The 20,977-nt window shown below is 62.1% G+C and carries 16 protein-coding genes; 8 read left to right on the top strand and 8 right to left on the bottom strand.

The window, feature by feature from the left end:
* Nucleotides 1-415: 415 nt before the first annotated feature.
* Complete coding sequence (locus AC0Z42_RS29375) at nt 416-2,365, top strand: sigma-54-dependent Fis family transcriptional regulator (RefSeq protein WP_485471592.1); 1,950 nt, start codon at nt 416-418, stop codon at nt 2,363-2,365.
* 2 nt (nt 2,366-2,367) lie between these two features.
* Here the strand turns inward: AC0Z42_RS29375 and AC0Z42_RS29370 are convergent, their stop codons facing one another.
* The 4 genes from AC0Z42_RS29370 to adh all read right to left on the bottom strand — a co-directional run bounded on the left by AC0Z42_RS29370 (nt 2,368) and on the right by adh (nt 7,510).
* Nucleotides 2,368-3,345: an FAD:protein FMN transferase gene (locus AC0Z42_RS29370; RefSeq protein ID WP_485471591.1), complete on the bottom strand. Its 978-nt coding sequence runs from the start codon at nt 3,343-3,345 to the stop codon at nt 2,368-2,370.
* Complete coding sequence (locus AC0Z42_RS29365) at nt 3,342-5,480, bottom strand: 4Fe-4S binding protein (RefSeq protein WP_485471590.1); 2,139 nt, start codon at nt 5,478-5,480, stop codon at nt 3,342-3,344. Before AC0Z42_RS29365 ends, AC0Z42_RS29370 begins: the two co-directional genes overlap by 4 nt.
* Nucleotides 5,481-5,602: 122 nt before the next feature.
* A complete protein-coding gene (locus AC0Z42_RS29360; protein ID WP_485471589.1) occupies nt 5,603-5,980 on the bottom strand; it encodes a DUF779 domain-containing protein in 378 nt (125 codons plus the stop codon).
* A 9-nt stretch (nt 5,981-5,989) separates the two neighbouring features.
* Nucleotides 5,990-7,510, bottom strand: coding sequence for an aldehyde dehydrogenase (gene adh / locus AC0Z42_RS29355; protein ID WP_485471588.1), 1,521 nt, complete (start codon nt 7,508-7,510; stop codon nt 5,990-5,992).
* 300 nt (nt 7,511-7,810) lie between these two features.
* On the opposite strand from adh, the gene pedF reads away from it, so the two are divergent.
* On the top strand, nt 7,811-8,314 hold the full coding sequence (gene pedF / locus AC0Z42_RS29350) for a cytochrome c-550 PedF (RefSeq protein WP_485471587.1): 504 nt from the start codon (nt 7,811-7,813) through the stop codon (nt 8,312-8,314).
* 58 nt (nt 8,315-8,372) lie between these two features.
* Here the strand turns inward: pedF and AC0Z42_RS29345 are convergent, their stop codons facing one another.
* Nucleotides 8,373-8,693 (bottom strand): high-potential iron-sulfur protein, encoded by a 321-nt coding sequence (locus AC0Z42_RS29345; protein WP_485471586.1) that lies wholly within the window; start codon nt 8,691-8,693, stop codon nt 8,373-8,375.
* Nucleotides 8,694-8,948: 255 nt separating this feature from the next.
* Here AC0Z42_RS29345 and AC0Z42_RS29340 point away from each other — a divergent pair, with 255 nt between their 5' ends.
* The 4 genes from AC0Z42_RS29340 to AC0Z42_RS29325 are packed head-to-tail and all read left to right on the top strand — an operon-like array spanning nt 8,949 to nt 14,043.
* Complete coding sequence (locus tag AC0Z42_RS29340; RefSeq protein ID WP_485471585.1) at nt 8,949-10,829, top strand: methanol/ethanol family PQQ-dependent dehydrogenase; 1,881 nt, start codon at nt 8,949-8,951, stop codon at nt 10,827-10,829.
* Nucleotides 10,826-11,449, top strand: a complete 624-nt coding sequence (locus AC0Z42_RS29335; protein ID WP_485471584.1) for a pentapeptide repeat-containing protein — start codon at nt 10,826-10,828, stop codon at nt 11,447-11,449. Before AC0Z42_RS29340 ends, AC0Z42_RS29335 begins: the two co-directional genes overlap by 4 nt.
* 14 nt (nt 11,450-11,463) lie before the next feature.
* Nucleotides 11,464-11,892, top strand: coding sequence for a c-type cytochrome (locus tag AC0Z42_RS29330; protein ID WP_485471583.1), 429 nt, complete (start codon nt 11,464-11,466; stop codon nt 11,890-11,892).
* Between the two features lie 21 nt (nt 11,893-11,913).
* Complete coding sequence (locus AC0Z42_RS29325; RefSeq protein ID WP_485471582.1) at nt 11,914-14,043, top strand: TonB-dependent receptor family protein; 2,130 nt, start codon at nt 11,914-11,916, stop codon at nt 14,041-14,043.
* Nucleotides 14,044-14,051: 8 nt separating this feature from the next.
* Here AC0Z42_RS29325 and rtcA read toward each other — a convergent pair whose 3' ends face one another.
* The 3 genes from rtcA to AC0Z42_RS29310 form a co-directional block, all read right to left on the bottom strand.
* Nucleotides 14,052-15,074 carry an RNA 3'-terminal phosphate cyclase gene (gene rtcA / locus AC0Z42_RS29320; RefSeq protein ID WP_485471581.1) on the bottom strand — a complete coding sequence of 341 codons (1,023 nt, stop codon included), beginning with the start codon at nt 15,072-15,074 and terminating at the stop codon, nt 14,052-14,054.
* Nucleotides 15,075-15,086: 12 nt separating this feature from the next.
* Nucleotides 15,087-16,322 carry an RtcB family protein gene (locus AC0Z42_RS29315; protein WP_485471580.1) on the bottom strand — a complete coding sequence of 412 codons (1,236 nt, stop codon included), beginning with the start codon at nt 16,320-16,322 and terminating at the stop codon, nt 15,087-15,089.
* 195 nt (nt 16,323-16,517) lie between these two features.
* On the bottom strand, nt 16,518-18,095 hold the full coding sequence (locus tag AC0Z42_RS29310; protein WP_485471579.1) for an RNA-binding protein: 1,578 nt from the start codon (nt 18,093-18,095) through the stop codon (nt 16,518-16,520).
* A 202-nt stretch (nt 18,096-18,297) separates the two neighbouring features.
* Here AC0Z42_RS29310 and rtcR point away from each other — a divergent pair, with 202 nt between their 5' ends.
* Together rtcR and AC0Z42_RS29300 are read left to right on the top strand one after the other, a co-directional pair.
* On the top strand, nt 18,298-19,920 hold the full coding sequence (gene rtcR / locus AC0Z42_RS29305) for an RNA repair transcriptional activator RtcR (protein ID WP_485471578.1): 1,623 nt from the start codon (nt 18,298-18,300) through the stop codon (nt 19,918-19,920).
* Nucleotides 19,921-19,922: 2 nt separating this feature from the next.
* Nucleotides 19,923-20,705 carry a nucleotidyltransferase domain-containing protein gene (locus AC0Z42_RS29300; RefSeq protein WP_485471577.1) on the top strand — a complete coding sequence of 261 codons (783 nt, stop codon included), beginning with the start codon at nt 19,923-19,925 and terminating at the stop codon, nt 20,703-20,705.
* Nucleotides 20,706-20,977: the final 272 nt, after the last annotated feature.

The following is a 20,977-nucleotide window of genomic DNA, read 5'->3' as shown; positions in this document are numbered from 1 at the left end:
AGCGATCCGAAGATCACTGCTGCACTTCATCAAATGCCCACACTTATCGACTGTTAATTGTTAAAGAACTGTATTCGGTACTGCGTGTTTCGCGCCATCGACAAAGCGTTGTGTTTGTCAGCTGCGAAGAAGGAAGAGTATGAAGCATTTCACTAAATCCGTCAACACCTTCTTTTCTCTGCTTCACTCAGCATTTGCATGCATCGTTCAGCGAGGGGGCGAATTATAGCCCTGCCTTGAAAGGCCTGCAAGCTCTATTTTGAGCTGGCACTTACCTTGCTTATTACCAGTACAGCAACAGCAGTCCCCGCTGCTTTTGCTCACTTTCGGTACAGGTGCTACATTATGGAACACCTGTGCAGGTACAGACAGAGCCGCGCCCAAGAGCGACGGCCAACCGAGACCAGAGACCATCATGCACCGTCCCACTGCTTCAGATCTGAACAACGCCGCGCCCGCCCCCTCCTGGCCGGACAATATGCCGCTGATTATCGAGACCTCGCACCGCCGCTCGGTCGACTATGGCTTGCGACCGGAATCGGTGGCCGACTTCAACCCGCTGGCGCGCAGCGACCTGACCATGCTGATCGAACAGAACCGGCTGCTGCACGCGCACGCCGTACCGGCAATGGAGACGCTGTACCAGCAGATCGTCAATACCCATAACATGGTGATACTGACGGACGCGACCGGCGTCATCGTGCACTCGCTGGGCGACGACGACTTCCTGGAAAAAGCCAGCAGGGTCGCACTGCAGCCCGGCGTGGCCTGGTCCGAGGCCAGCAAGGGCACCAATGCGATCGGCACGGCGATTGCGGAAAATTCGCCCACCTTGGTGCACGCCGACCAGCACTACCTGGCGGCCAACCATTTCCTGACCTGTTCGGCCGCGCCGATTACCGACCACCTGGGCAAGGTCATTGGCGTGCTCGACGTATCTGGCGACCAGCGCAGCTTCCACAAGCACACCATGGCACTGGTGCGCATGTCGGCGCTGATGATCGAAAACCAGCTGTTCTCGGCCACCTTCGAGGACTCGATCACCCTGCACTTCCATACACGACCCGAATTCATCGGCACCCTGATGGAGGGGATTGCCTCGTTCAGTCCGGGCGGGCGCTTCCTGGCCGCCAACCGCAATGGCCTGTTTCAACTGGGCCTGCCGTTTTCGGCGCTGCAGTCGCATACCTTCAGCTCGCTGTTCGGCCTGCCCGTGTCGGCCCTGTACGACCACTACCGCACCGCCGCGCCCGGCCTGCTGACCCTGTGCATGCATAACGGCGTGCGCGTGTATGGGCGCGCCCAGCTGCGCCTGGCCAATAATGTGTTCCAGCAATCGCTGAGCAATGACAGGCAAGCTCCAGCGAATGTGGCCGTCGCCGCCAACCAGGCTGCCGCCCAGGCCCGGCGCCTGTCCGGCCTGCGCTACCTGCGCACCGGGGACCCTCAGCTGGAACTGGTGATCGACAAGGTCACGCGCGTGCTGGGGCGCGATATTCCCATCATGATCATGGGCGAAACGGGCACCGGCAAGGAATTGCTGGCGCAGGCGATCCATAACGACTCTCCGCGCGCCATCAGCCCTTTCGTGGCCGTCAACTGCGCCTCGATTCCGGAAACGCTGATCGAGTCCGAACTGTTCGGCTATGAGGACGGGGCGTTTACCGGCGCGCGCAAGAAAGGCGCGGTCGGCAAGATCTTGCAAGCCAATGGCGGCACGCTGTTTCTCGACGAGATAGGCGACATGCCCTTCAGCCTGCAGGCGCGCTTGCTGCGCGTGCTGCAGGAACGCATGGTCACGCCCTTGGGTAGCGACAAGTCGATCCCTGTCAACGTGGAACTGATCTGCGCCACCAACCATAATCTGCGCGAACGCATGGCGCGCGGCCTGTTTCGCGAAGACCTGTATTACCGGCTCAACGGGCTGGTGGTCAAGCTGCCGCCGCTGCGCGAGCGCACCGACCTGGAAACCGTGGTGAGGAAAATCCTGTCGACGGAAGCGGAGCATGGCCGCCATCATGTGTCGCCCGAGATCCTGGCGCTGTTCCGCCAGCACCGTTGGCCCGGCAATTTCCGCCAGCTGACCAATCTGCTGCGCACTGCCATCGTGATGGCCGGCGACGAGGCGGAAATCTGCCTGCGCCATATGCCCGACGACTTCCTTGACGATATCGAGCAAAGTCCGTCGCCGGACCTCGCAGCCAGCACCGATCGCCTGCTGGCCCAGGGCGCCAACCTGGAGGAAGTGGAGCAATCGGTGATCGCGAAGTCGCTGGCGGCCAATGGCGGCAATGTCTCGGCAACGGCGCGCGCGCTGGGCGTATCGCGCAATACGATTTATCGCAAAATTCCCGGCCTGAAGTAGCATCACGATACCTGCGGCGCAAAGCCGGCCGAGCGCCATTCGCGGCCCTCCTTGTCGATGGCCAGCAGGTCGACGCCGGGCAAGCTGGCCGCGAGCAGCGCCGCCTTTTCACGGCCCAGCACCATGCAGGCAGTCGACAGGCCATCGGCCAGCATGCCGGTCGGCGCCATCACGGTGACGCTGGCCAGCTCCTGCGGCGAGTCCCCTGCGGCGGGATCGAAAATGTGGTGGTGCCGATAGTCGGGCGTAAAGATCGCTTCGTAGTCGCCCGATGTCGCCACGCCGCAGCCATTGATGAACAGCGTCGCCGCCAGCGCCTGGCTGTCGCGCGGATCACGCACGCCCAGCGTCCACGGCTGATGCGCGCGCTTGCGTCCGCGCGCCACGAATTCGCCAGTATCGAGCAGCGCATGCCCGATGCCATGGGCTTGCACGGCCGCCAGCGCCATGTCGGCGGCATATCCCTGCGCCAGGCCGTTGAGGGTAATCGCCATGCCGGGCGCCAGGCGCACCTGGCCTTCGTCGAACGCGACCTGGCGCCAGTCCACCCTTGCCCTGGCCTGCCGCCGCTCGGCCGGCGCCGGCAAGACCCCGCGCGCGACCGCTTCGCTCCAGGCGCGCCACAAAGGCTGGACGGTGATATCGAAAGCGCCGTCTGTCAGTTGCGACAATTGCCGTGCCTGCGCCAGCACGGCCAGCAATTGCGGGTCCGGCCGATGCAGCACGCCGTCGCGGTTCAATTGATACACCTGGCTGCCGGGCTGGTAAATGCTCATCAGGCGGTCGATCCGCTGCGCCGCCGCCAGCGCATCGCCGATCGCCGCGCGCGCCACCTTTTCATCCGCATGCACCAGCGCGATCTGGATGGTGCTGCCAAAGGCAAGTGCGACACCTGTATGCACGGGTTCATGACGCGGCCAGATGCAGCTACGTGCAGCGATGGCGCCCAGCGAGGCGCTCAAAAAGCTGCGGCGTTTCATGGGGTAACTCCTGTAGCAGGATGAATAGGGATGATGCGGGCGCGCTTGAGGTCCAGCAGGCGCGGCGCGCAGCGCTGTTCGCTTTCATGGATCACCACGCAGTCCATGCATTGAAAGCATTCCGCATACACCACCGCGCCATCGGGTTTGATGGCCTGGTAGTCGCAGCGGTGGCGGCAGGTCTGGCAAGGCGTGCCGCATTCGCTGCGGCGCGGAATCCAGTCCAGCAGGCGAAACCTGCCCAGCAGCGCCAGCGAAGCGCCCAGCGGACACAGATAGCGGCAAAAGAATTTATGCACGAAGGCGCTGGCCGCCAGCAGCGCCAGCGCATACGCCGCATACGGCCAGGCGCGCACGAAGTTCAGGGTGATCGCCGTCTTGAACGGTTCCAGCTCCAGCAGCATGTCGACGGCAAAACCGGTCACCGCACTGGCCAGTATCAGTGCCAGCGCCAGATACTTGAGCCGCTTGAGGCGGGCGTCCATGGCGCGGCTCACTTTCAATTGGGGCAGCTGGCACAGGCGCGCCAGCTTGCCGCCGAATTCCTGCAGTGCGCCGAACGGGCATAGCCAGCCGCAGAAAGTGCCGCGTCCCCACAGCAGCAGCGACACCAGCACAAAACCCCACAGTGCCACCGTCATCGGATCGTGCAGCAAAAACCACAGGCTGCGCCCGGCCACCAGGGCCTGCACGATGCCGGTGAGATTGACGATCGACAGCTGGGCCTGGGCGTAGTAGCCGATAAAGCCGGCCGTAAATACCAGGTAGGCCAGGCGGAACCAGGCGAAACCGCGTGCATTGCTACTGAGCTTGCGCGGCATGGACAGCGCCAGCGCCAGCACGGCCAGACCCAGCGCCAGTATCAGCAGGTCCATGCGCCGCGCGATCCATGCCGCGTGCCAGCTCGTGTCGCCTGGCGCAGCAATCAGAAAACGCGATGGCACGCGATAGGTCATCGGCAGCTCGCGCGTGATGCGCTCGGGGTAGAACTGGCCCTTGCTGCGCGTGACCGGCACCGTAAAGTCGAAAGCGGCGCCGGGATCGAGGCCGGCTTCGGCAGGCACGCGAAAGACAGTCAGGCTGGCATCCGCAGGAACGCGCACGCCCGGCGCCAGTTTCAGGTCGAGATCGAGGTCGCGCATGTCGATCGCCAGCTGGTGCTGGCGCAACAGCAGGCGCTCGGGAATGCCGCCGCGCGTAAAGTCGTCGCCTGGCACGCGGTGGCGGCCCGACGAGATGACGAGAATCGCCTGGTCGCCCTGCTCTATCCAGGGTTTCAGCTTGGCCAGGCTGGCTTCGGTGAGCAGGCTGCGCGCGACAGACGGCACCGACACGCAAGCAAGATACAGGTCGATAAAAACATCGTCGGGCTGGCGCAACCCTTCTTCATCGAGCCGCGCGCCATCGCTGCCCGCATAGAGGTTTTCCATCTCGCGATTCGAGACGCGCAGATGGCGCAGCAAACCAGCATCCTGCAAGCGCTTGAAAGGCAGCGTTTCCATCATATCGGTGCGCACGCGGGCAATCCCTTCCGCGCCCTTGCCCGCGCCAAAACCGAGCTTGCGGCGCGACACCAGCAAGGCCGCCGCCAGCACGCTTTCATTGATGATGCGCACCGAGACCGTGGCCTTGGAAATACCGTCGAGGGTCACGCGCGAGGCGTCAGGCTGGCGCGCGCGCCTGGCCTGGGTCTCGATATGGATGTTCTGCTTCAGCGACACCCCCTGGTACTGTTTGACGAATTCAAACAGCGGCGCCTCGCCCAACCCGTACTGGAACACCGGCTCATGCTGCGACAGCACCTCGACGCCGATAAAGCGCCCGGCCGGGTCGATCGCCACCAGCAGGTTGACCGGCACGCCCGAAAAGCCGGGGATGGGCGCCAGGTCGACCGACTCGAACACATAGCCGGCCAGCGTGCTGCCACCATCACCCTGGCGGAACAGGGGCCATACCGGCAATTCGGCATCGCGTTCGCCAACCGTCAATGGTGCGGGAAAGCGCTGCGCCAGTTCGGCCTGCGTCATCACGCCGGCGTGGGCGGACGAGGCGCCGAGCAGCAGCGCCAGCATGCCGGCGGCCAGGCACAGCACGAGCGTTATCGCGCGCCGGCAGCGCGCCATGGTATGCATCATGATCTCCAGTATGTGGTCAGGCAGGCGTAAAAAAAGCCGACGGCCGCAGCCGTCAGCTAAAACCGTGTCCGGGCGAACGGGGAGAAGACGCCCGCATGGTTCCGGACCCAGGTGGCAACAAACTAAGTAGCTGCTTTCGAAGGATGCTGCAGTTGCGCCAGCTCTTCGTCGGTGAACAGGCGCGAGCGGGTCAGGAAACGCCGGCCGGTGCCGTTATCGAGCGAGAACATGCCGCCATTGCCATTGACTACGTCGATGATCAGCTGCGTATGTTCCCAGTAGGCGAACTGCTCGATGCCCATGTAGAACGGCGTGCCGTCCAGGTTGCCAAGGTAGACGTCGGTGTCCGACAGATTGAACTCGCCGGCCGCGTAGCACATCGGCGCGCTGCCGTCGCAGCAGCCGCCCGACTGGAAAAACATCAGCGGTCCATGCTTGCCACGCAAGGTGGCCAGCATGTCGAGCGCGGCTGGCGTGGCCGTCACGCGTTCCATGGTCATGATGACTCCTTAGAAGAAACCCAGCGCGTTCGGGCTGTACGACACCAGCAGGTTTTTCGTCTGCTGGTAATGGTCCAGCATCATCTTGTGGTTTTCACGGCCGATGCCCGACTGCTTGTAGCCGCCGAACGCGGCGTGGGCCGGATACAGGTGGTAGCAATTGGTCCAGACGCGGCCGGCCTGGATGGCGCGGCCGACACGGAAGGCGCGCGAACCGTCGCGCGTCCAGAGACCGGCGCCCAGGCCATACAAGGTGTCGTTGGCGATGCGCAGCGCGTCGGCTTCGTCCTTGAAGGTGGTGACCGAGACCACCGGCCCGAAGATCTCTTCCTGGAAGATGCGCATGCTGTTGTCGCCCTTGAATACGGTAGGACGCACGTAATAGCCCTGCTCCAGGTCGCCGCCCTGGGTATTGCGCTCGCCGCCGGCCAGGATTTCGGCGCCTTCCTGCTTGCCGATGTCGATATACGAGAGGATTTTTTCCAGCTGCTCCTGCGACGCCTGAGCCCCAAGCATGGTGGACGCATCGAGCGGATTGCCCTGCTTGATCTTCGCCACGCGCTCCAAAGCGCGGGCGATGAAGGCTTCGTAGATCGATTCCTGGATCAGCACGCGCGACGGGCAGGTGCACACCTCGCCCTGGTTCAGCGCGAACATGGCAAAGCCTTCCAGGCATTTGTCGAAGAAAGCGTCGTCGGCGTCCATCACATCGGCAAAGAAGATGTTCGGCGACTTGCCACCCAATTCGAGCGTGACGGGGATCAGGTTTTGCGCCGCGTACTGCATGATCAAGCGCCCGGTGCCGGTCTCGCCGGTGAAGGCGATCTTTGCGATGCGTTTATTGGACGCCAGCGGCTTGCCCGCTTCCAGGCCATAGCCGTTGACGATATTCAGGACGCCCGGCGGCAGCAGGTCGCCGATCAGTTCGATCAGGACCATGATGGACGCCGGCGTCTGTTCGGCCGGTTTAAGGACCACGCAATTGCCGGCGGCCAGGGCCGGCGCCAGCTTCCACACCGCCATCAAAATCGGGAAATTCCACGGGATGATCTGGCCCACCACGCCCAGCGGTTCATGGAAGTGATACGCATAGGTTTCGGAGTCGATCTGCGCAACCGAGCCTTCCTGGGCGCGGATGCAGCCGGCAAAGTAGCGGAAATGGTCGATCGCCAGCGGAATATCGGCGGCCGTGGTTTCGCGGATCGGCTTGCCGTTGTCGATGGTCTCAGCAGTGGCGATCAGGGCCAGGTTCGCTTCCATGCGGTCGGCGATCTTGTTGAGGATATTGGCGCGCTCGGTTTGCGAAGTCTTGCCCCACGCTTCCTTGGCGGCGTGGGCGGCGTCCAGCGCCAGCTCGACGTCTTCGGCTGTGGAACGGGCCACTTCGCAAAAAACCTGGCCGGTGATCGGCGTGATATTGCCGAAGTATTCGCCTTTGACGGGAGCGACGAATTTGCCGCCGATATAGTTGTCATAGCGTTGTTTGAAGGGATTGGCTACGCCCAGTTTGCTGATGTCTGCCAGATTCATGTCGTCCTCTTTCTCGTTGGTCTTAGCTTCGATGAAGCCGCCGCGAGGCGGCCCTTGGGGATGTGTCAGGTGGTCCTGATCTTTTGTTTTGCAAATGCCGTGCCAGCAGCCAGACAGCGTCTATCGGTACGTAAAGCCCGGGATGCTGCGTCAAACGGGATCAGTCAGGCGCGCCAGCTGTTCCGTTTCTGAACAAGGGAACAGCCCTCGCCGCAAGCCACCATGATGGTGGACGCGATGGCATACCGATTGCTACCTGGTGATGGACGCAATCAGCGCATAACCAGAACGGAGACCATCATGACCCCACGCATTCCCACCACCACCAACGCCCGGCGCCTGCGCACCTTGCGGCTGGCCGCCGGCGGCCTCGCCTGCATGCTGGCGGCCGCAGCCGTCTGGGCGCACGGCAATATGACACCGCAGGCGGTCGACACATCCACACTGCCACAATTGGGCGCCGAGTGGCGCACGGAAAACCCGTATCGGAACAATGCGGAAGCGATACGAATCGGCAATTCTGCCTTTACCCAGAACTGCGCCCGCTGCCATGGGCTCGAAGCGGTCTCTGGCGGCATGGCGCCGGACTTGCGCAAGCTCGACAATGACTGCGCGGCATTGCAAGATGCCAAGAAAAAAGACGGTTGCGCGCAGGAGATCGACCAATATGTGCTCGATACGGTGCGCCACGGCCGCTCGCGCAATGGCGCCGTCTACATGCCGCCGTTCGAGGGCGTGTTCAGTCAGGAAGCGATCTGGGCGGTAAAGGCGTATCTGGAAACGCGGCGCGAAGTGCCTTTGTAAGGCCGCCCCATCCATCACCGGGAGGCGCTGCCGTGGCAGCGCCTTTTTTCATGCTGCGTCAGCCAGGTACTTTGGCCCAAGCCAGGCACCAGCCCGGCGCCGCAATCTGCTTGCGGCCGAACATGGCGCAACCCGCCCAGGCGTCGTCCTTTTTCCCCTGGAAGAAAGAACAGTTGGCACAGTGCTGGGCCGGCTTGTGCTGCGGGTATTTTTTGGTATCGACCTTGCCCGTATCGTGGCGGTAGCCGAGCGCCCTGGCCTGGTCGCTGTCCTCGTCGACTTTCGGCGCGCTCGATTGTGCGCCGGCAAGCGAGGCTGCGCCCATGCCGCCGACGGCGAGCAATTGGCAAAGAAAATGGCGGCGTGGTGCTTGATGCATGGTGGTCTCCTGTTGTCGTTATCAAGAAGGCGCAAATGGCCTCGCTACATCCATCAGCAACCCTTGTGCCAGCAGGCGCCTGCCACGGGCAGCGACATCAGACTGTGACAAAACAGCACAGCACCACCTCGCCAACTGTGGCAGGACGGCGCACACGCTGCCATCCACAGCGTGAAAAAAGCCTGGCACGCATGTTGCTCAATTACCCATGGCGACCACGTCGCACCACCATAAAAACCAGCAAGGGAGACCACCATGCAGCCACAATTTCCACGTCCAATCGCTTTCGCCATCCTCGCCCTGATCGCCGGCGCCGCCACAGCGGTCGACACCAGGGTCACCTGGGACGATATCGCCAACGCCGACAAGGGCACGTCCGATGTGCTCAGCTACGGCCTGGGCCTGAAAGCGCAGCGCCACAGCCTGGCGAAAAAAATCAACACGAAAAACGTCGACCAGATCGTGCCCGCCTGGACCTTCTCGTTCGGCGGTGAAAAGCAGCGCGGCCAGGAGGCGCAGGCGCTGGTGCATGACGGCATCATCTATGTGACAGCCTCGTATTCGCGCATCTACGCACTCGACGCGAAGACCGGCAAGCAGCTGTGGGCCTATGAGCACCGGCTGCCCGACGATATCCGCCCCTGCTGCGACGTGGTCAACCGCGGCCCGGCCATTTATGGCGACAAGGTGTATTTCGGCACGCTCGACGCGCGCATGATTGCGCTCAACAAGAACACCGGCAAGGTGATGTGGAACGAAAAGTTCGGCGACCAGAAACTCGGCTACACGATGACGGGCGCGCCATTCGTGATCCGCGAAAAAGGCGGCCGCGTGCTGCTGATTCACGGTAACTCGGGCGATGAATTCGGCGCCCAGGGCTGGCTGTTCGCGCGCGATCCGGACACCGGCGCGGAAGTATGGGCGCGCCCGCTGGTCGAAGGCCATGTCGGCCGCACCGACGGCAAACCGGGCACGCCAACCGGCGACGCCAAGGCGCCCAGCTGGCCGCGCGACAAGGACGGCAAGCTGCGCGAATCATGGGAACACGGCGGCGGCGCGCCGTGGCAGACGGCGTCGTTCGACCCGGAGACCAATACCATCGTCATCGGCGCCGGCAATCCCGCGCCATGGAATACCTGGGAGCGGACCAAGGAAGGCGACGACCCGCGCAACTGGGACAGCCTGTTCACCTCGGGCCAGGCCTATGTCGATGCCAGCACGGGCGAGCTGAAAGGCTTTTACCAGCACACGCCGAACGACGCCTGGGATTTTTCGGGCAATAACTCGGTGGTGCTGTTCGACTACAAGGACGCCAAGACCGGCAAGCTGATCAAGGCGTCCGCCCACGCCGACCGCAATGGCTATTTCTATGTAACCGACCGCACGAAACTGGCCCTGGGCGCCGGCTATCCGAACAAACCGACTTCGCTGATCAACGCCTGGCCTTTCGTCGACGGCATCAACTGGGCCACCAGCATCGACCTGAAAACCGGCCGGCCGGTGGAAAACGGCAAGCGCCCGCCGCTGCCGGAAGCGGGCGCCGACAAGGGCAAGGCCGTCTTCGTGTCGCCACCATTTTTGGGCGGCACCAACTGGATGCCGATGTCGTATTCGCCCGACACCGGCCTGTTCTACATCCCGGCCAACCACTGGGGCATGGATTACTGGACCGAGCAGATACACTACAAGGCCGGTTCGGCCTACCTGGGCCAGGGCTTTCGCATCAAGCGCCTGTATGAAGACCATATCGGCACCCTGCGCGCCATCGATCCGAAGACCGGCAAGATCGTCTGGGAAAACAAGGAAAAATTCCCGCTGTGGGGCGGCACCCTGACCACCGCCGGCGGCCTCTTGATTACCGGCACCTCGGACGGCTTCGTCAAGGCCTTCGACGCCAAGACCGGCAAGGAATTGTGGAAGTACCAGACCGGCTCCGGCGTGGTGTCGGTACCCGTCACGTGGGAACAGGATGGCGAGCAGTATATCGGCCTGTCGAGCGGCTATGGCGGCGCGGTGCCGCTGTGGGGCGGCGACATGGCCGAGCTGACCAAGCAGGTGACACAGGGCGGCAGCTACTGGGTGTTCAAGCTGCCGAAGGCGCCTTCAAACAAGGTGACAAAGGTCGCGAGCAAATGAGGACCGCGCCGGTCCGCCTGGCGGCGACCGCTGGACTGCTGTCCACCCTGCTGTGCTGGGCCTTGTGCCTGGCGCCGCAGTCCGCCTTCGCGCAGATCCTCAACGGCGAAGCCGCAGCCGAGGTCACCATCATCAATGGCTGCCACCTGTGGCCGTATGCGCAATGCGCCAACGCCGACCTGCGCGGCGCCAACCTGGTCGGCAAGGACCTGCACGGCGCCGACTTTCGCGGCGCGCGCCTGATACGCGCCAACCTGCGCAGCGCCAACCTGGCTGGCGCACTGCTCGATGGCGCCGACCTGACCGGGGCCATGGCCTATTCGCTCAATGCACCGGGCGCCTCGTTCAGGCACGCCATCCTGGCCGGCGCCAACCTGGAAACGAGCCGGCTGATGCGGGCCGACATGGACGGCGCCGACCTGCGCGGCGCCAGCCTGGAAGCGGCACGCCTGAACCTGGCCAGCCTGGTGGGCGCCAGCCTGGTCGACGCCGACTTGCAGGAAGCGAAATTCTGGGGCTCGAACCTGAAGAACGCCAACCTGAAGCGCGCCATCCTGCGCTTTACCATTTTCCCCGACGCCAACCTGGAGGGTTGCACCGGCTGCCCGCCAGGCTGGTAATACCGGAGCCCGCCATGCATCGTCTGTTATTGCTGCTGTTATTTTCCCCGCTGGCCGCACATGCCAGCGAAACAAATCCATCGCGCGGCGACCCTGCCGCCATCGCCCTCGGCGCCACCGTGTTCCAGGCCAATTGCGCGCGCTGCCATGGCGCCGGGGCAACCCAGCCGTCGGCCGAAGCGCCGGATTTGCGCCGCCTGAACGCCTTTTGCCAGCAATTGAAAGACAGCGCACTGCAGGCACGCTGCCTGCAGGATGTCGACAGCTACTTTATGATGGCGGTCAACACCGGCAAAATTCGCGCCGGAATTGTCTACATGCCGCCATGGCGCGATGTGCTGACGGCACAGGAAATCTGGGCCGTGCGCAGCTTTGTCGAAAGCCGCCCGCCTGCCGCGCCACGGCTCAAGACCAGCGTCGACATCGACCACGCCGCACAGTAGCCGCACCTCACTGGAGAGTTCATGAAGCAGTACCGATTCCGTTTGAACGCCGTCGCCGCCCTGTTCGCGCTGGGCGGCCCCGCCGCCGTGCTGGCGGCCGAGGCCGAGCCGTCAACCTTGCCGATTGCCGATGTGGTGGTGGTCAGCGCCACCCGCGTCGGCCACCCGAGTTTCGACCTGCCGGCCGCCATCGACGTCATCGACAGCGCGCGCATCCAGGACGGCCAGATCCGCGTGAATGCCTCCGAAGCGCTGGCTGCCGTGCCGGGCCTGGTGGTGCAGAACCGCCAGAACTATGCGCAGGACCTGCAGATTTCGTCGCGCGGTTTCGGCGCCCGCTCGGCTTTCGGCGTGCGTGGCGTGCGCCTGATCAGCGACGGCATCCCGGCCAGCATGCCGGACGGCCAGGGCCAGGCGGCTACCTTCAACCTGGATACGGCCGAACGCATCGAAGTGCTGCGCGGCCCCTTCTCGGCCATATACGGCAACCATTCGGGCGGCGTGATCCAGCTGTTTTCCAAAGATGGGCAAAATCCACCGTCGATGGAACTGAACGTCACCGGCGGCAGCTATGGCACCAATAAAGTCGACCTGAATGCACAGGGCGAGGCGGGCGGCATCGGCTATGTGCTCGACGGTTCGCGCTTTCGCACCGACGGTTTTCGCGACCATAGCGCCGCCACGCGCGAACAGGCGTTCGGCAAGATCACCGTCAAGCCCAGCGCCGACAGCAAGCTGACGATCGTCGCCAACAGCCTGCACCAGGGCAACACGCAAGATCCGCTGGGCGCCACCTGGGCCACTTTTGAACGCGACCCGCGCGCCGGAGAAATCGATGCGACAGATCCGCAAAACCCGAAGCGCACGCTGGCCGAGCGCTACAACACGCGCAAGAGCATCGATCACCAGCAGATCGGCGCCACCTGGGAACAGCGCTTCGGCGACGACCGCCTGCGCGTGATGGCCTATGGCGGCAACCGCGACGTGATCCAGTACCAGGCCTTTACCAAGGGTTTCCAGGCGCCGGCTACCCATTCGGGCGGCGTGGTCGACTTCAAGCGCGATTTTTATGGCATCGACACCAACTGGACCCATGTCAACCAGCTGGCCGGCGGCAAGCTCAGCACCACCATCGGCATCGACTACGGCCGCTCGAAGGACGACCGCAGCGGCTATGAGAACTATATCGGCGATGTCTTCGGCTTAAAAGGCCGGCTGCGCCGCGACGAGCAGAACGTGGTCTCCAGCCTCGACCCGTATCTGCAGGCGGAATGGCAGAGCGGCCCGTGGATGCTGAGCGCCGGCGTACGGCACAGCAAGATGAAGGTGGCGGTCGATGACTATTACCTCGGCAATGGCAACGACAGCGGCAGCGTGGAATACAGCCACACCACGCCGGTACTGGGCCTGCTGTACCAGGTCAATCCGAATCTGAACGTGTATGCCAGCGCCGCGCGCGGCTTTGAAGCGCCTACGCTCAATGAACTGTTTTACTCGGGCACCGGCAGCGGCTTCAACTTCGATCTGAAGCCGGCCACCAGCACCAACCTGGAAGCGGGCGTCAAGGCGCGCATCAACCACAATACGCGGGTCAATGCAGCCGTGTTCCAGGTCCATACCGACGATGAACTGGTAGTCGACGCATCGAGCGGCGGGCGCACCAGCTATAAAAATGCCAGCAAGACCGTGCGCCAGGGCGTGGAAGTGTCGCTCGATTCCAGCCTGCCGTACGGCTTCACAACCAGGTGGGCGCTGACCAGTTTGCACGCCGTGTACGACGAAGCATTCGGCGCCGTCGCCAAGGGCAGCCGACTGCCGGGCGTGCCGAGCGCCAATCTGTTTGCGGAGCTGGCGTGGAAAGATAGCCTCGACCGTTTTGGCGCGGCGTTTGAAACGGTGGCCAGCAACAAGGTCTATGCGGAAGACAGCAACCGCGAAAAGCCGGCGCCCGGTTATACCGTGTTCAATGCGCGCGTCAATGCAAAGCAAAGCCTGGGCAACTGGCGCTTCAAGCAGTTCGCGCGCCTGAACAACCTGTTCGACAAGACCTATGTCGGTTCGGTCATCGTCGGCGACAGCAACAAGCGCTATTACGAAGCGGCGCCGGGCCGCAACTGGCTGCTGGGCGCCAGCGCGCAGTACGTTTTTTAATAGGGTTTTTAAAGAGAACGCTCCACCGTGCACAGAGCGGCATGTGCATGCTGCTCGAAGCGTATGGTCACCGGCAAGAAGCGGGCGATGATCTCGGCATTCGTCAGCGCATGCTGCGAGATGCTGGTGGCGGTAAACGCGCCGCTTCCGGCCAGCGCCATCGGCAGCAGCAACTGGTCCGCCAGGTGTTCGCCAACAGCCGCCTCGGACTTCAGGTAGCGCCGCACTTCACCCAGCAAGCGCTTGGCCACCGCTTCGGCCGTCACCGCTTTCTCGCCAAAGGCTGCAAACACTTCCGTCACCTGTTCGTGTTCAAGCGTCAGCAGCAGCACATTGCCCGGCCCCTGCTCGCCGGGCAAGCCGCGCAGGCGCAGCTGCTCGCCGCTCCAGCCCATGCCGGACGCGATGGCATCGAGTTCGCGCTGCGCCACGCCGGCCGGCACGCCGGCGACAAAACTCTCCGTGTAACCATCGCTGCGCTCGCCACGTGCCAGCAGCTCGATCGGCTGCAGGCGTGCACATGGCTGCACGCTGGCGCACACCTCGCCGCCGCCAGCCGGAAAAAACCCGAAACGCAGCAGCTCGATGTCGATCTGCGCACCCATCTGCGCCATCACGCGGCCATATGCGCGCTGCAGGAAATGCACGGGCGGCGCCAGCGGATTGTGGGTGCCACCGCTCACCTGCACGGTCGATGGCGCGTCCGCATGCAGCAGCGCCGGCAATAGCGTTTGCAGCACCAGGGTGCTGCTGCCCGCGCTGCCAATCGCAAAGCGGTAGTCGCCGCCGCGAATCGGCCCGGGCACGAATTCCAGCGTGCCGGCCCCCAAGGCGACGGGCGAAGTGCGCGCGCCGCACACTTGCGTGGCCGCCTGCACCGCCACCAGGTGCTGGCGCAGCAGGCCGGGCTTGGGCCTGCCCGCGCGGATGCCAGTGAGCCGGAACGGCTGGCCCGTGATCATGGACAGGCTCAAGGCCGAGCGAAGTATCTGCCCGCCGCCCTCGCCCTGCGATCCATCTATCTCTATCATCTTCTTCTCTTTCTATCCCTTGACGCAGACGACCTGCTTCAATACATGCACCACATCGACCAGCTCGCGCTGGGCCAGCATCACCGCATCGATATCCTTGTAGGCCATCGGGATCTCGTCGATCACGTTGGCGTCCTTGCGGCACTCGACGCCTTCGGTGGCGCGCACCTGGTCTTCCAGATTGAAGCGGCGCTTCGCTTCCGTGCGGCTCATGGTACGCCCGGCGCCGTGGCTGCAACTGTGGAAGCTGTCGGCATTGCCTTTGCCGCGCACGATAAAGCTTTTCGCGCCCATCGAACCGGGAATGATCCCCAGCTCACCCTCGCGCGCCGACACCGCGCCCTTGCGAGTCACCAGTACATCCTTGCCGAAGTGGTGCTCCTTCTGCACATAGTTGTGGTGGCAGTTGACCGCTTCCACATGCGTCTCGAACGGTTTATGGATCACCGTGCGCACGGCGGCGATCAGGTTCTGCATCATCACTTCGCGGTTGTTGCGCGCAAAGCGCTGGGCCCAGCCGACCGCCTCCACGTAATCATTGTAGTGCTGCGTGCCTTCGGCCAGGTAAGCCAGGTCCTGGTCCGGCAGGTTGATGAAGTGGGTACGCATGTCCTGCTTGGCCAGTTCGATGAAGTGGCTGCCGATGGCGTTACCCACGCCGCGCGAGCCCGAGTGCAGCATGAACCAGACGGCGCCCTGTTCGTCGAGGCACACTTCAATAAAGTGGTTGCCACTACCCAGCGTTCCCAGGTGGCGGTAGTTATTGGTGTTTTTCAGCTTCGGCGTTTTCAGACAGATCGCATCGAATTCATCTTTCAGCTGCAGCCAGGCCGCATCGACCGCCGACGGCGGCGTATGCCACGAACCCTCGTCGCGGCCACGATGACCGCGCGTTTTTGGCGACATGCCGTGCGGGATGGCGCGCTCGATGGCGCTGCGCAACGGCCCTAGGTTGTCCGGCAAATCGTTCGCGCTCAAAGTGGTTTTCGCCGCCATCATGCCGCAGCCGATATCGACACCGACAGCGGCCGGAATCACCGCACCGAGGGTCGGGATCACGCTGCCGATGGTCGAGCCTTTACCCAGGTGCACGTCGGGCATCACGGCGATATGCTTGTAGATGAACGGCAGGGTCGCCGTATTGCGCAGCTGCTTTTTCGCCGCTTCTTCGACCGGCACGCCACGCGTCCACATTTTGACGGGACGGCTGCCTTCGACATGCATCACTTCGTATTCTTCGTTTTTCATATGTTCTCTCTTCTTTTTATCATGGGGGGCCCGACCAGGGGTGACAAGATTTCTGGCAAACTGCCAGACCGGTTTGACGCGGTTTTACGATGTAATCCTGTCTGCATTCGGGGTACAACTGCGCATGACCAGGGATGGACAAGACGTCTTTACATGTAGTCCTGTCCGCATTCATGCGTACTGCCTTTGACGCCATCAACTGTATGCGAGTTCAATCGCTTCTATTTCACCCACCCAATGGGCAGGGTCCAGCTTGCCGGCGGCGAACAGGGAAATCATCTTGAACACGTCGTCGGAAAAACCGCCGATATTCAAAATATCTTCGCGCTCGCATGCCTGCGTGGTGGGATGCGGCGCAATATCGATGCACACCATCCTCGCTTGCGGGTGATGCCGCTTGAACTTCTGCCACTGGCGCATGGTGGCCGTCGCACCGTGGCGTTTGCCGTCGACCCAGGACTCATTGTCGGAGAAAAAAATCACCAGGTCGGCCGGCATTCTTTTCCAGTTCATGCGCGCCAGCGGCGCGCTGCAATTGGTGCCACCGCCACAGAGCGCGGCCAGCTTTACAGCATTCGTCATCACGCTGTTTTGCGCATCGAGTTCGCACTCGACCACGCTGTGCTCGAACGGCAGCACCAGCGTGCCCGGGTTCTTGCGCAGCATGGCCGCCGCCACCAGCGCCGCCACGTCGATACAGCGCATGGTGGAGGTGGCACTACCGCGATAGCCGCTGACCGGCGAAGACATGGAACCGGAAACGTCGACGCACACCACCACCTTGCCGGCGATTTGCGGCACGTTCGCCAGCGATATCTCCAATGCCTGCTCCATGGCGGCGCGTACCACCGGCGGCACGCTGGCGTCGGCCGCCATGCAGGCTGACATCAGCTGGTAGGGAAATACGCGCGCCTTGCCGATCGCTTCCGGGTCGCCCAGTCTGCTTGCAATCAACTGCGCCATGCCGTCGATTTCATACACGCCCTGACGGCCAAAAGTGTTCAGATTCATGCGCAGCATCTGCCAGCCCGCCTGGCACGCGATCTGCGCCCACTGTTCACGCGACAACGGCAGCGCGGTCAGCATCTGGAACGGAATCGCAGGCACCGGCAGCGATGGATCAGCCTTGTAGCGTTCGAAAGCTGCCAATGCCGGCGGCAGGTCGGCAGACTGATATGGCTTGCCGATCAGCCAGGCAAAGAAGGCGGCGCGCCACGCTTCCTGCGGTTTCGGATGCACCATCCTGACCACGTCGGCCAGCGATGGCGCATTGCCAACCGATGCTGCCAGCAGGGCCTGTTCGCTTGCGTTGTTCAGCCATGCCTGCACCAGTTTTTTAGGACGCGTCCCCAGCGACTTGCGGCCTACGGCGCCCGAGCGCAATATCTGCACGAAGTTGCGCAGCATTTTGCCGTTGTCGATCACGCGGCCAAACGCCGGCGCCAGTTGCACCGCAGCCTGCCCCGCCAGCACGGCTACCAGCAAGGCCGGCATGTCTTTCATATGACCGCGCTCGCGGCAGTACACGGCCGTTTGCGCAATGAATTGCGGTTCGACCTCCTTGCACAGTTCCAGCACCATCGCCAGCTGCGCTTCTGCGCTGGCATAAAAGGTCGTGTTCAGGCAGCCAGTGGCAGCGTACTGCGCCAGCCGATGGCGCGGCGACAGTGCATATGCTGGCGCGCCTTCGGCATTGACGGCCAGCGCCGCTGGCAGCAGACCGGCTTGCGCTGTAGTCTTGATCATGCTCTGGAACAGATTGATATTGGCCATGATGTTTCCTTTCTTCTTCTTGTCTTATCTCGTTTGTATCCTCTTTATTGCAAGCGCTGTGCCAGCTTTTTAATTTTTCCAATTAATCATTTAACTTGTTGATTATATGAAGTAAATTTTCTTTCCATCATTTTCTTTGAAAATTTAGCCAGTTACATTTTTCATGTAAAATTATCTTTTAAGATAAATTCTTATCTCATTTATGCAAGCAAAACGCACGGTCGTGATCGGTTTTCTGGGCACGCAACTCGACAATGGCAAGGGTGCCGCACGCTGGGAAAGGTGGCGTCCCAGCGTGGCGCTGACGCGGCACGACGACAAGGTGATCGACCGCTTCGAGCTGCTGTACACCGGGCCGCAATTTGAAAACCTGGTACGCCAGGTATCGCAGGATATCGCCAGCGTATCGCCGGAAACGCAGCTGATTGCACACGACCTGCCGATCACGGACGCCTGGGATTTTGAAGATGTGTATGCCGCGCTGTACGATTTCGCCAACAGCTACCCTTTCGATCCCGACAAGGAGGAGTACTGGATCCATATCACCACCGGCAGCCATGTGGCGCAGATCTGCATGTTCTTGATGACGGAGGCGCGTTATTTCCCCGGCCGCCTGGTGCAGACTTCGCCACCGAAACGCCAGAATGCGAACAATCCGGGCAGCTATGCCTTGATCGACCTCGACCTGTCGCGCTACGACCAGATAGCACAGCGCTTTACACGCGAGCAGGCGGCTGGCGTGGCGTTTTTGAAGTCCGGCATCGCCACCCGCAACGCGCAGTTCAACACCATGATCGATGAAATCGAGCGCGTCGCCATCAAGTCAAAAGCGCCGATGCTGCTGATGGGACCTACCGGCGCCGGCAAGTCCTTCCTGGCACGCCGCATCCATGAACTGAAAAAGTCGCGCCATCAGCTCGACGGCAAATTCATCGACCTCAATTGCGCTACTTTGCATGGCGATGGCGCGGCCTCCACCTTGTTCGGCCATATCAAGGGCTCATTTACAGGCGCCGGCGCCGATCGCCCCGGCCTGCTGCGCAGCGCCCACAAGGGATTGCTGTTTCTCGATGAGATCGGCGAGCTGGGACTCGATGAGCAGGCGATGCTGCTGAAAGCCATCGAGGAAAAGCGTTTCTTCCCGGTCGGCGCCGATACGGAAGTGCAAAGCGACTTCCAGCTGATCGCCGGCACAAACCGCGACCTGGGAAAAGAGGTAGCGGCCGGACGCTTTCGCGAAGACCTGTATGCGCGCATCAATCTGTGGACCTATGAACTGCCCGGCCTGGCCCGGCGGCCGGAAGACATCGAGCCGAACCTGGAATACCTGCTGGCGCAATACAGTGCGGAATCGAGCGAGCGCGTACGCTTCAACAAGGAAGCGCGCGAGCATTTCATGCGTTTCGCAGTGTCGCCGTCGGCCAGCTGGCGCGGCAATTTTCGCGACCTGTCAGCGGCAGTGACACGCATGGCCACCCTGTCGGAAGCGGGCCGCATTACCGACCATGTCGCCGAGGACGAAATCAAACGCTTGAAACGACTGTGGCAAGCACACGATGGCAAGGCCGGCGGTGCACACGTCAACCTGGCGGCCATCATGGGCGAGGAAGCGGCGTCTCAACTGGATTTGTTCGATGCGCTGCAGCTGCGCTCGGTAATCGAGGTATGCAGGCAATCAAACAGCCTGTCCGATGCGGGGCGCAAATTGTATGCGGTGTCGCGCGATGCGAAGGCCAAGCCGAACGACGCGGACCGGCTCAAGAAATTCCTGGCCCGCTTTGCGCTCGGCTGGGATACAGTAGCCATGGATAAACAAGAGAACTGAACATGATCCCTGAAGAGATACGAATTGAAATCATGCGCCGCCTGGCGGCCGTGGAAGAAAAAGAAGGCGTGCGGATTTTGCTTGCCATCGAGTCCGGCAGCCGCGCCTGGGGTTTTGCCTCGCCCAATAGCGACTTCGATGTGCGCTTTATTTACGCGCGTCCGCAGGACTGGTATCTAGCGGTCGACCTGGAAGACAAGCGCGACGTGATTGAATATCCCATTGTTGATGATATCGACCTCAATGGCTGGGATATACGCAAGGCGCTGCAGCTGTTCTGGCGTTCCAATCCTGCCGTGATCGAATGGATACAGTCACCGATCAATTATATCGACCAAGGTGGTTTCAAGGCCGGCATGCAGGAATTGCTCGATTCCGTCTATACCCTGGAAAAAGGCATTTATCACTACCGCAGCATGGCCAAGACCAATTACCGCGGCTATCTGATGGCGGACATGGTGCCACTGAAGAAATACTTTTATGTCCTGCGGCCGCTGCTGGCCACGCGCTGGATCGAAACCTATCGCACCGCGCCGCCGATCGAGTTTTTCGCACTGCTGCACCTGCTGCCAGAAAAAGATGGTTTGCTCGAAGAGATACAGGGTCTGCTCGAGCGCAAAAAAGTCGCGCTCGAAAAAGAACTTGCGCCGCGCATCGACAAGCTCAATGCCTTTATCGAAGCGGAGCTGGCCAGGCTGGAAAGCTTCAGCGTCGAGAAGGAAGACAAGGCAGGCGGGATAGAGCAGCTGAATGGCTTGTTCCGGAAGATGCTGCAGGACGCTTGAAGCCATTAAACAGCCAAACACCCGGTGTCAGGCAATGGTAGGTCGGCTTAGCGCGCAAGCGCGTAAGCCGACAACATTGTTGGCTGCGACCGTGGTGGTGTCGGATTACGCGGCTTCGCCGCTAATCCGACCTACTCCCTTTTCGCCAGGCGAAAAAAAACCCCATCAATTTCTTGACGGGGTTTTTCTCTACTACGAATAACAAGCCTGACGATAACCTACTTTCACACTGGTTGCAGCACTATCATCGGCGCAAAGTTGTTTCACGGTCC

This window comes from Janthinobacterium sp. 1L-D-8-B-C4, from assembly GCF_057291295.1.
This window is presented reverse-complemented; position numbering and strand designations above follow the sequence as displayed.

Excerpts from the sequence above, each read along its gene's own strand:
- AC0Z42_RS29375 (WP_485471592.1), top strand. The coding sequence starts at position 416 with ATGCACCGTCCCACTGCTTCAGATCTGAACAACGCCGCGCCCGCCCCC.
- AC0Z42_RS29370 (WP_485471591.1), bottom strand. The coding sequence starts at position 3,345 with ATGAAACGCCGCAGCTTTTTGAGCGCCTCGCTGGGCGCCATCGCTGCA.
- AC0Z42_RS29365 (WP_485471590.1), bottom strand. The coding sequence starts at position 5,480 with ATGATGCATACCATGGCGCGCTGCCGGCGCGCGATAACGCTCGTGCTG.
- AC0Z42_RS29360 (WP_485471589.1), bottom strand. The coding sequence starts at position 5,980 with ATGACCATGGAACGCGTGACGGCCACGCCAGCCGCGCTCGACATGCTG.
- adh (WP_485471588.1), bottom strand. The coding sequence starts at position 7,510 with ATGAATCTGGCAGACATCAGCAAACTGGGCGTAGCCAATCCCTTCAAA.
- pedF (WP_485471587.1), top strand. The coding sequence starts at position 7,811 with ATGACCCCACGCATTCCCACCACCACCAACGCCCGGCGCCTGCGCACC.
- AC0Z42_RS29345 (WP_485471586.1), bottom strand. The coding sequence starts at position 8,693 with ATGCATCAAGCACCACGCCGCCATTTTCTTTGCCAATTGCTCGCCGTC.
- AC0Z42_RS29340 (WP_485471585.1), top strand. The coding sequence starts at position 8,949 with ATGCAGCCACAATTTCCACGTCCAATCGCTTTCGCCATCCTCGCCCTG.
- AC0Z42_RS29335 (WP_485471584.1), top strand. The coding sequence starts at position 10,826 with ATGAGGACCGCGCCGGTCCGCCTGGCGGCGACCGCTGGACTGCTGTCC.
- AC0Z42_RS29330 (WP_485471583.1), top strand. The coding sequence starts at position 11,464 with ATGCATCGTCTGTTATTGCTGCTGTTATTTTCCCCGCTGGCCGCACAT.
- AC0Z42_RS29325 (WP_485471582.1), top strand. The coding sequence starts at position 11,914 with ATGAAGCAGTACCGATTCCGTTTGAACGCCGTCGCCGCCCTGTTCGCG.
- rtcA (WP_485471581.1), bottom strand. The coding sequence starts at position 15,074 with ATGATAGAGATAGATGGATCGCAGGGCGAGGGCGGCGGGCAGATACTT.
- AC0Z42_RS29315 (WP_485471580.1), bottom strand. The coding sequence starts at position 16,322 with ATGAAAAACGAAGAATACGAAGTGATGCATGTCGAAGGCAGCCGTCCC.
- AC0Z42_RS29310 (WP_485471579.1), bottom strand. The coding sequence starts at position 18,095 with ATGGCCAATATCAATCTGTTCCAGAGCATGATCAAGACTACAGCGCAA.
- rtcR (WP_485471578.1), top strand. The coding sequence starts at position 18,298 with ATGCAAGCAAAACGCACGGTCGTGATCGGTTTTCTGGGCACGCAACTC.
- AC0Z42_RS29300 (WP_485471577.1), top strand. The coding sequence starts at position 19,923 with ATGATCCCTGAAGAGATACGAATTGAAATCATGCGCCGCCTGGCGGCC.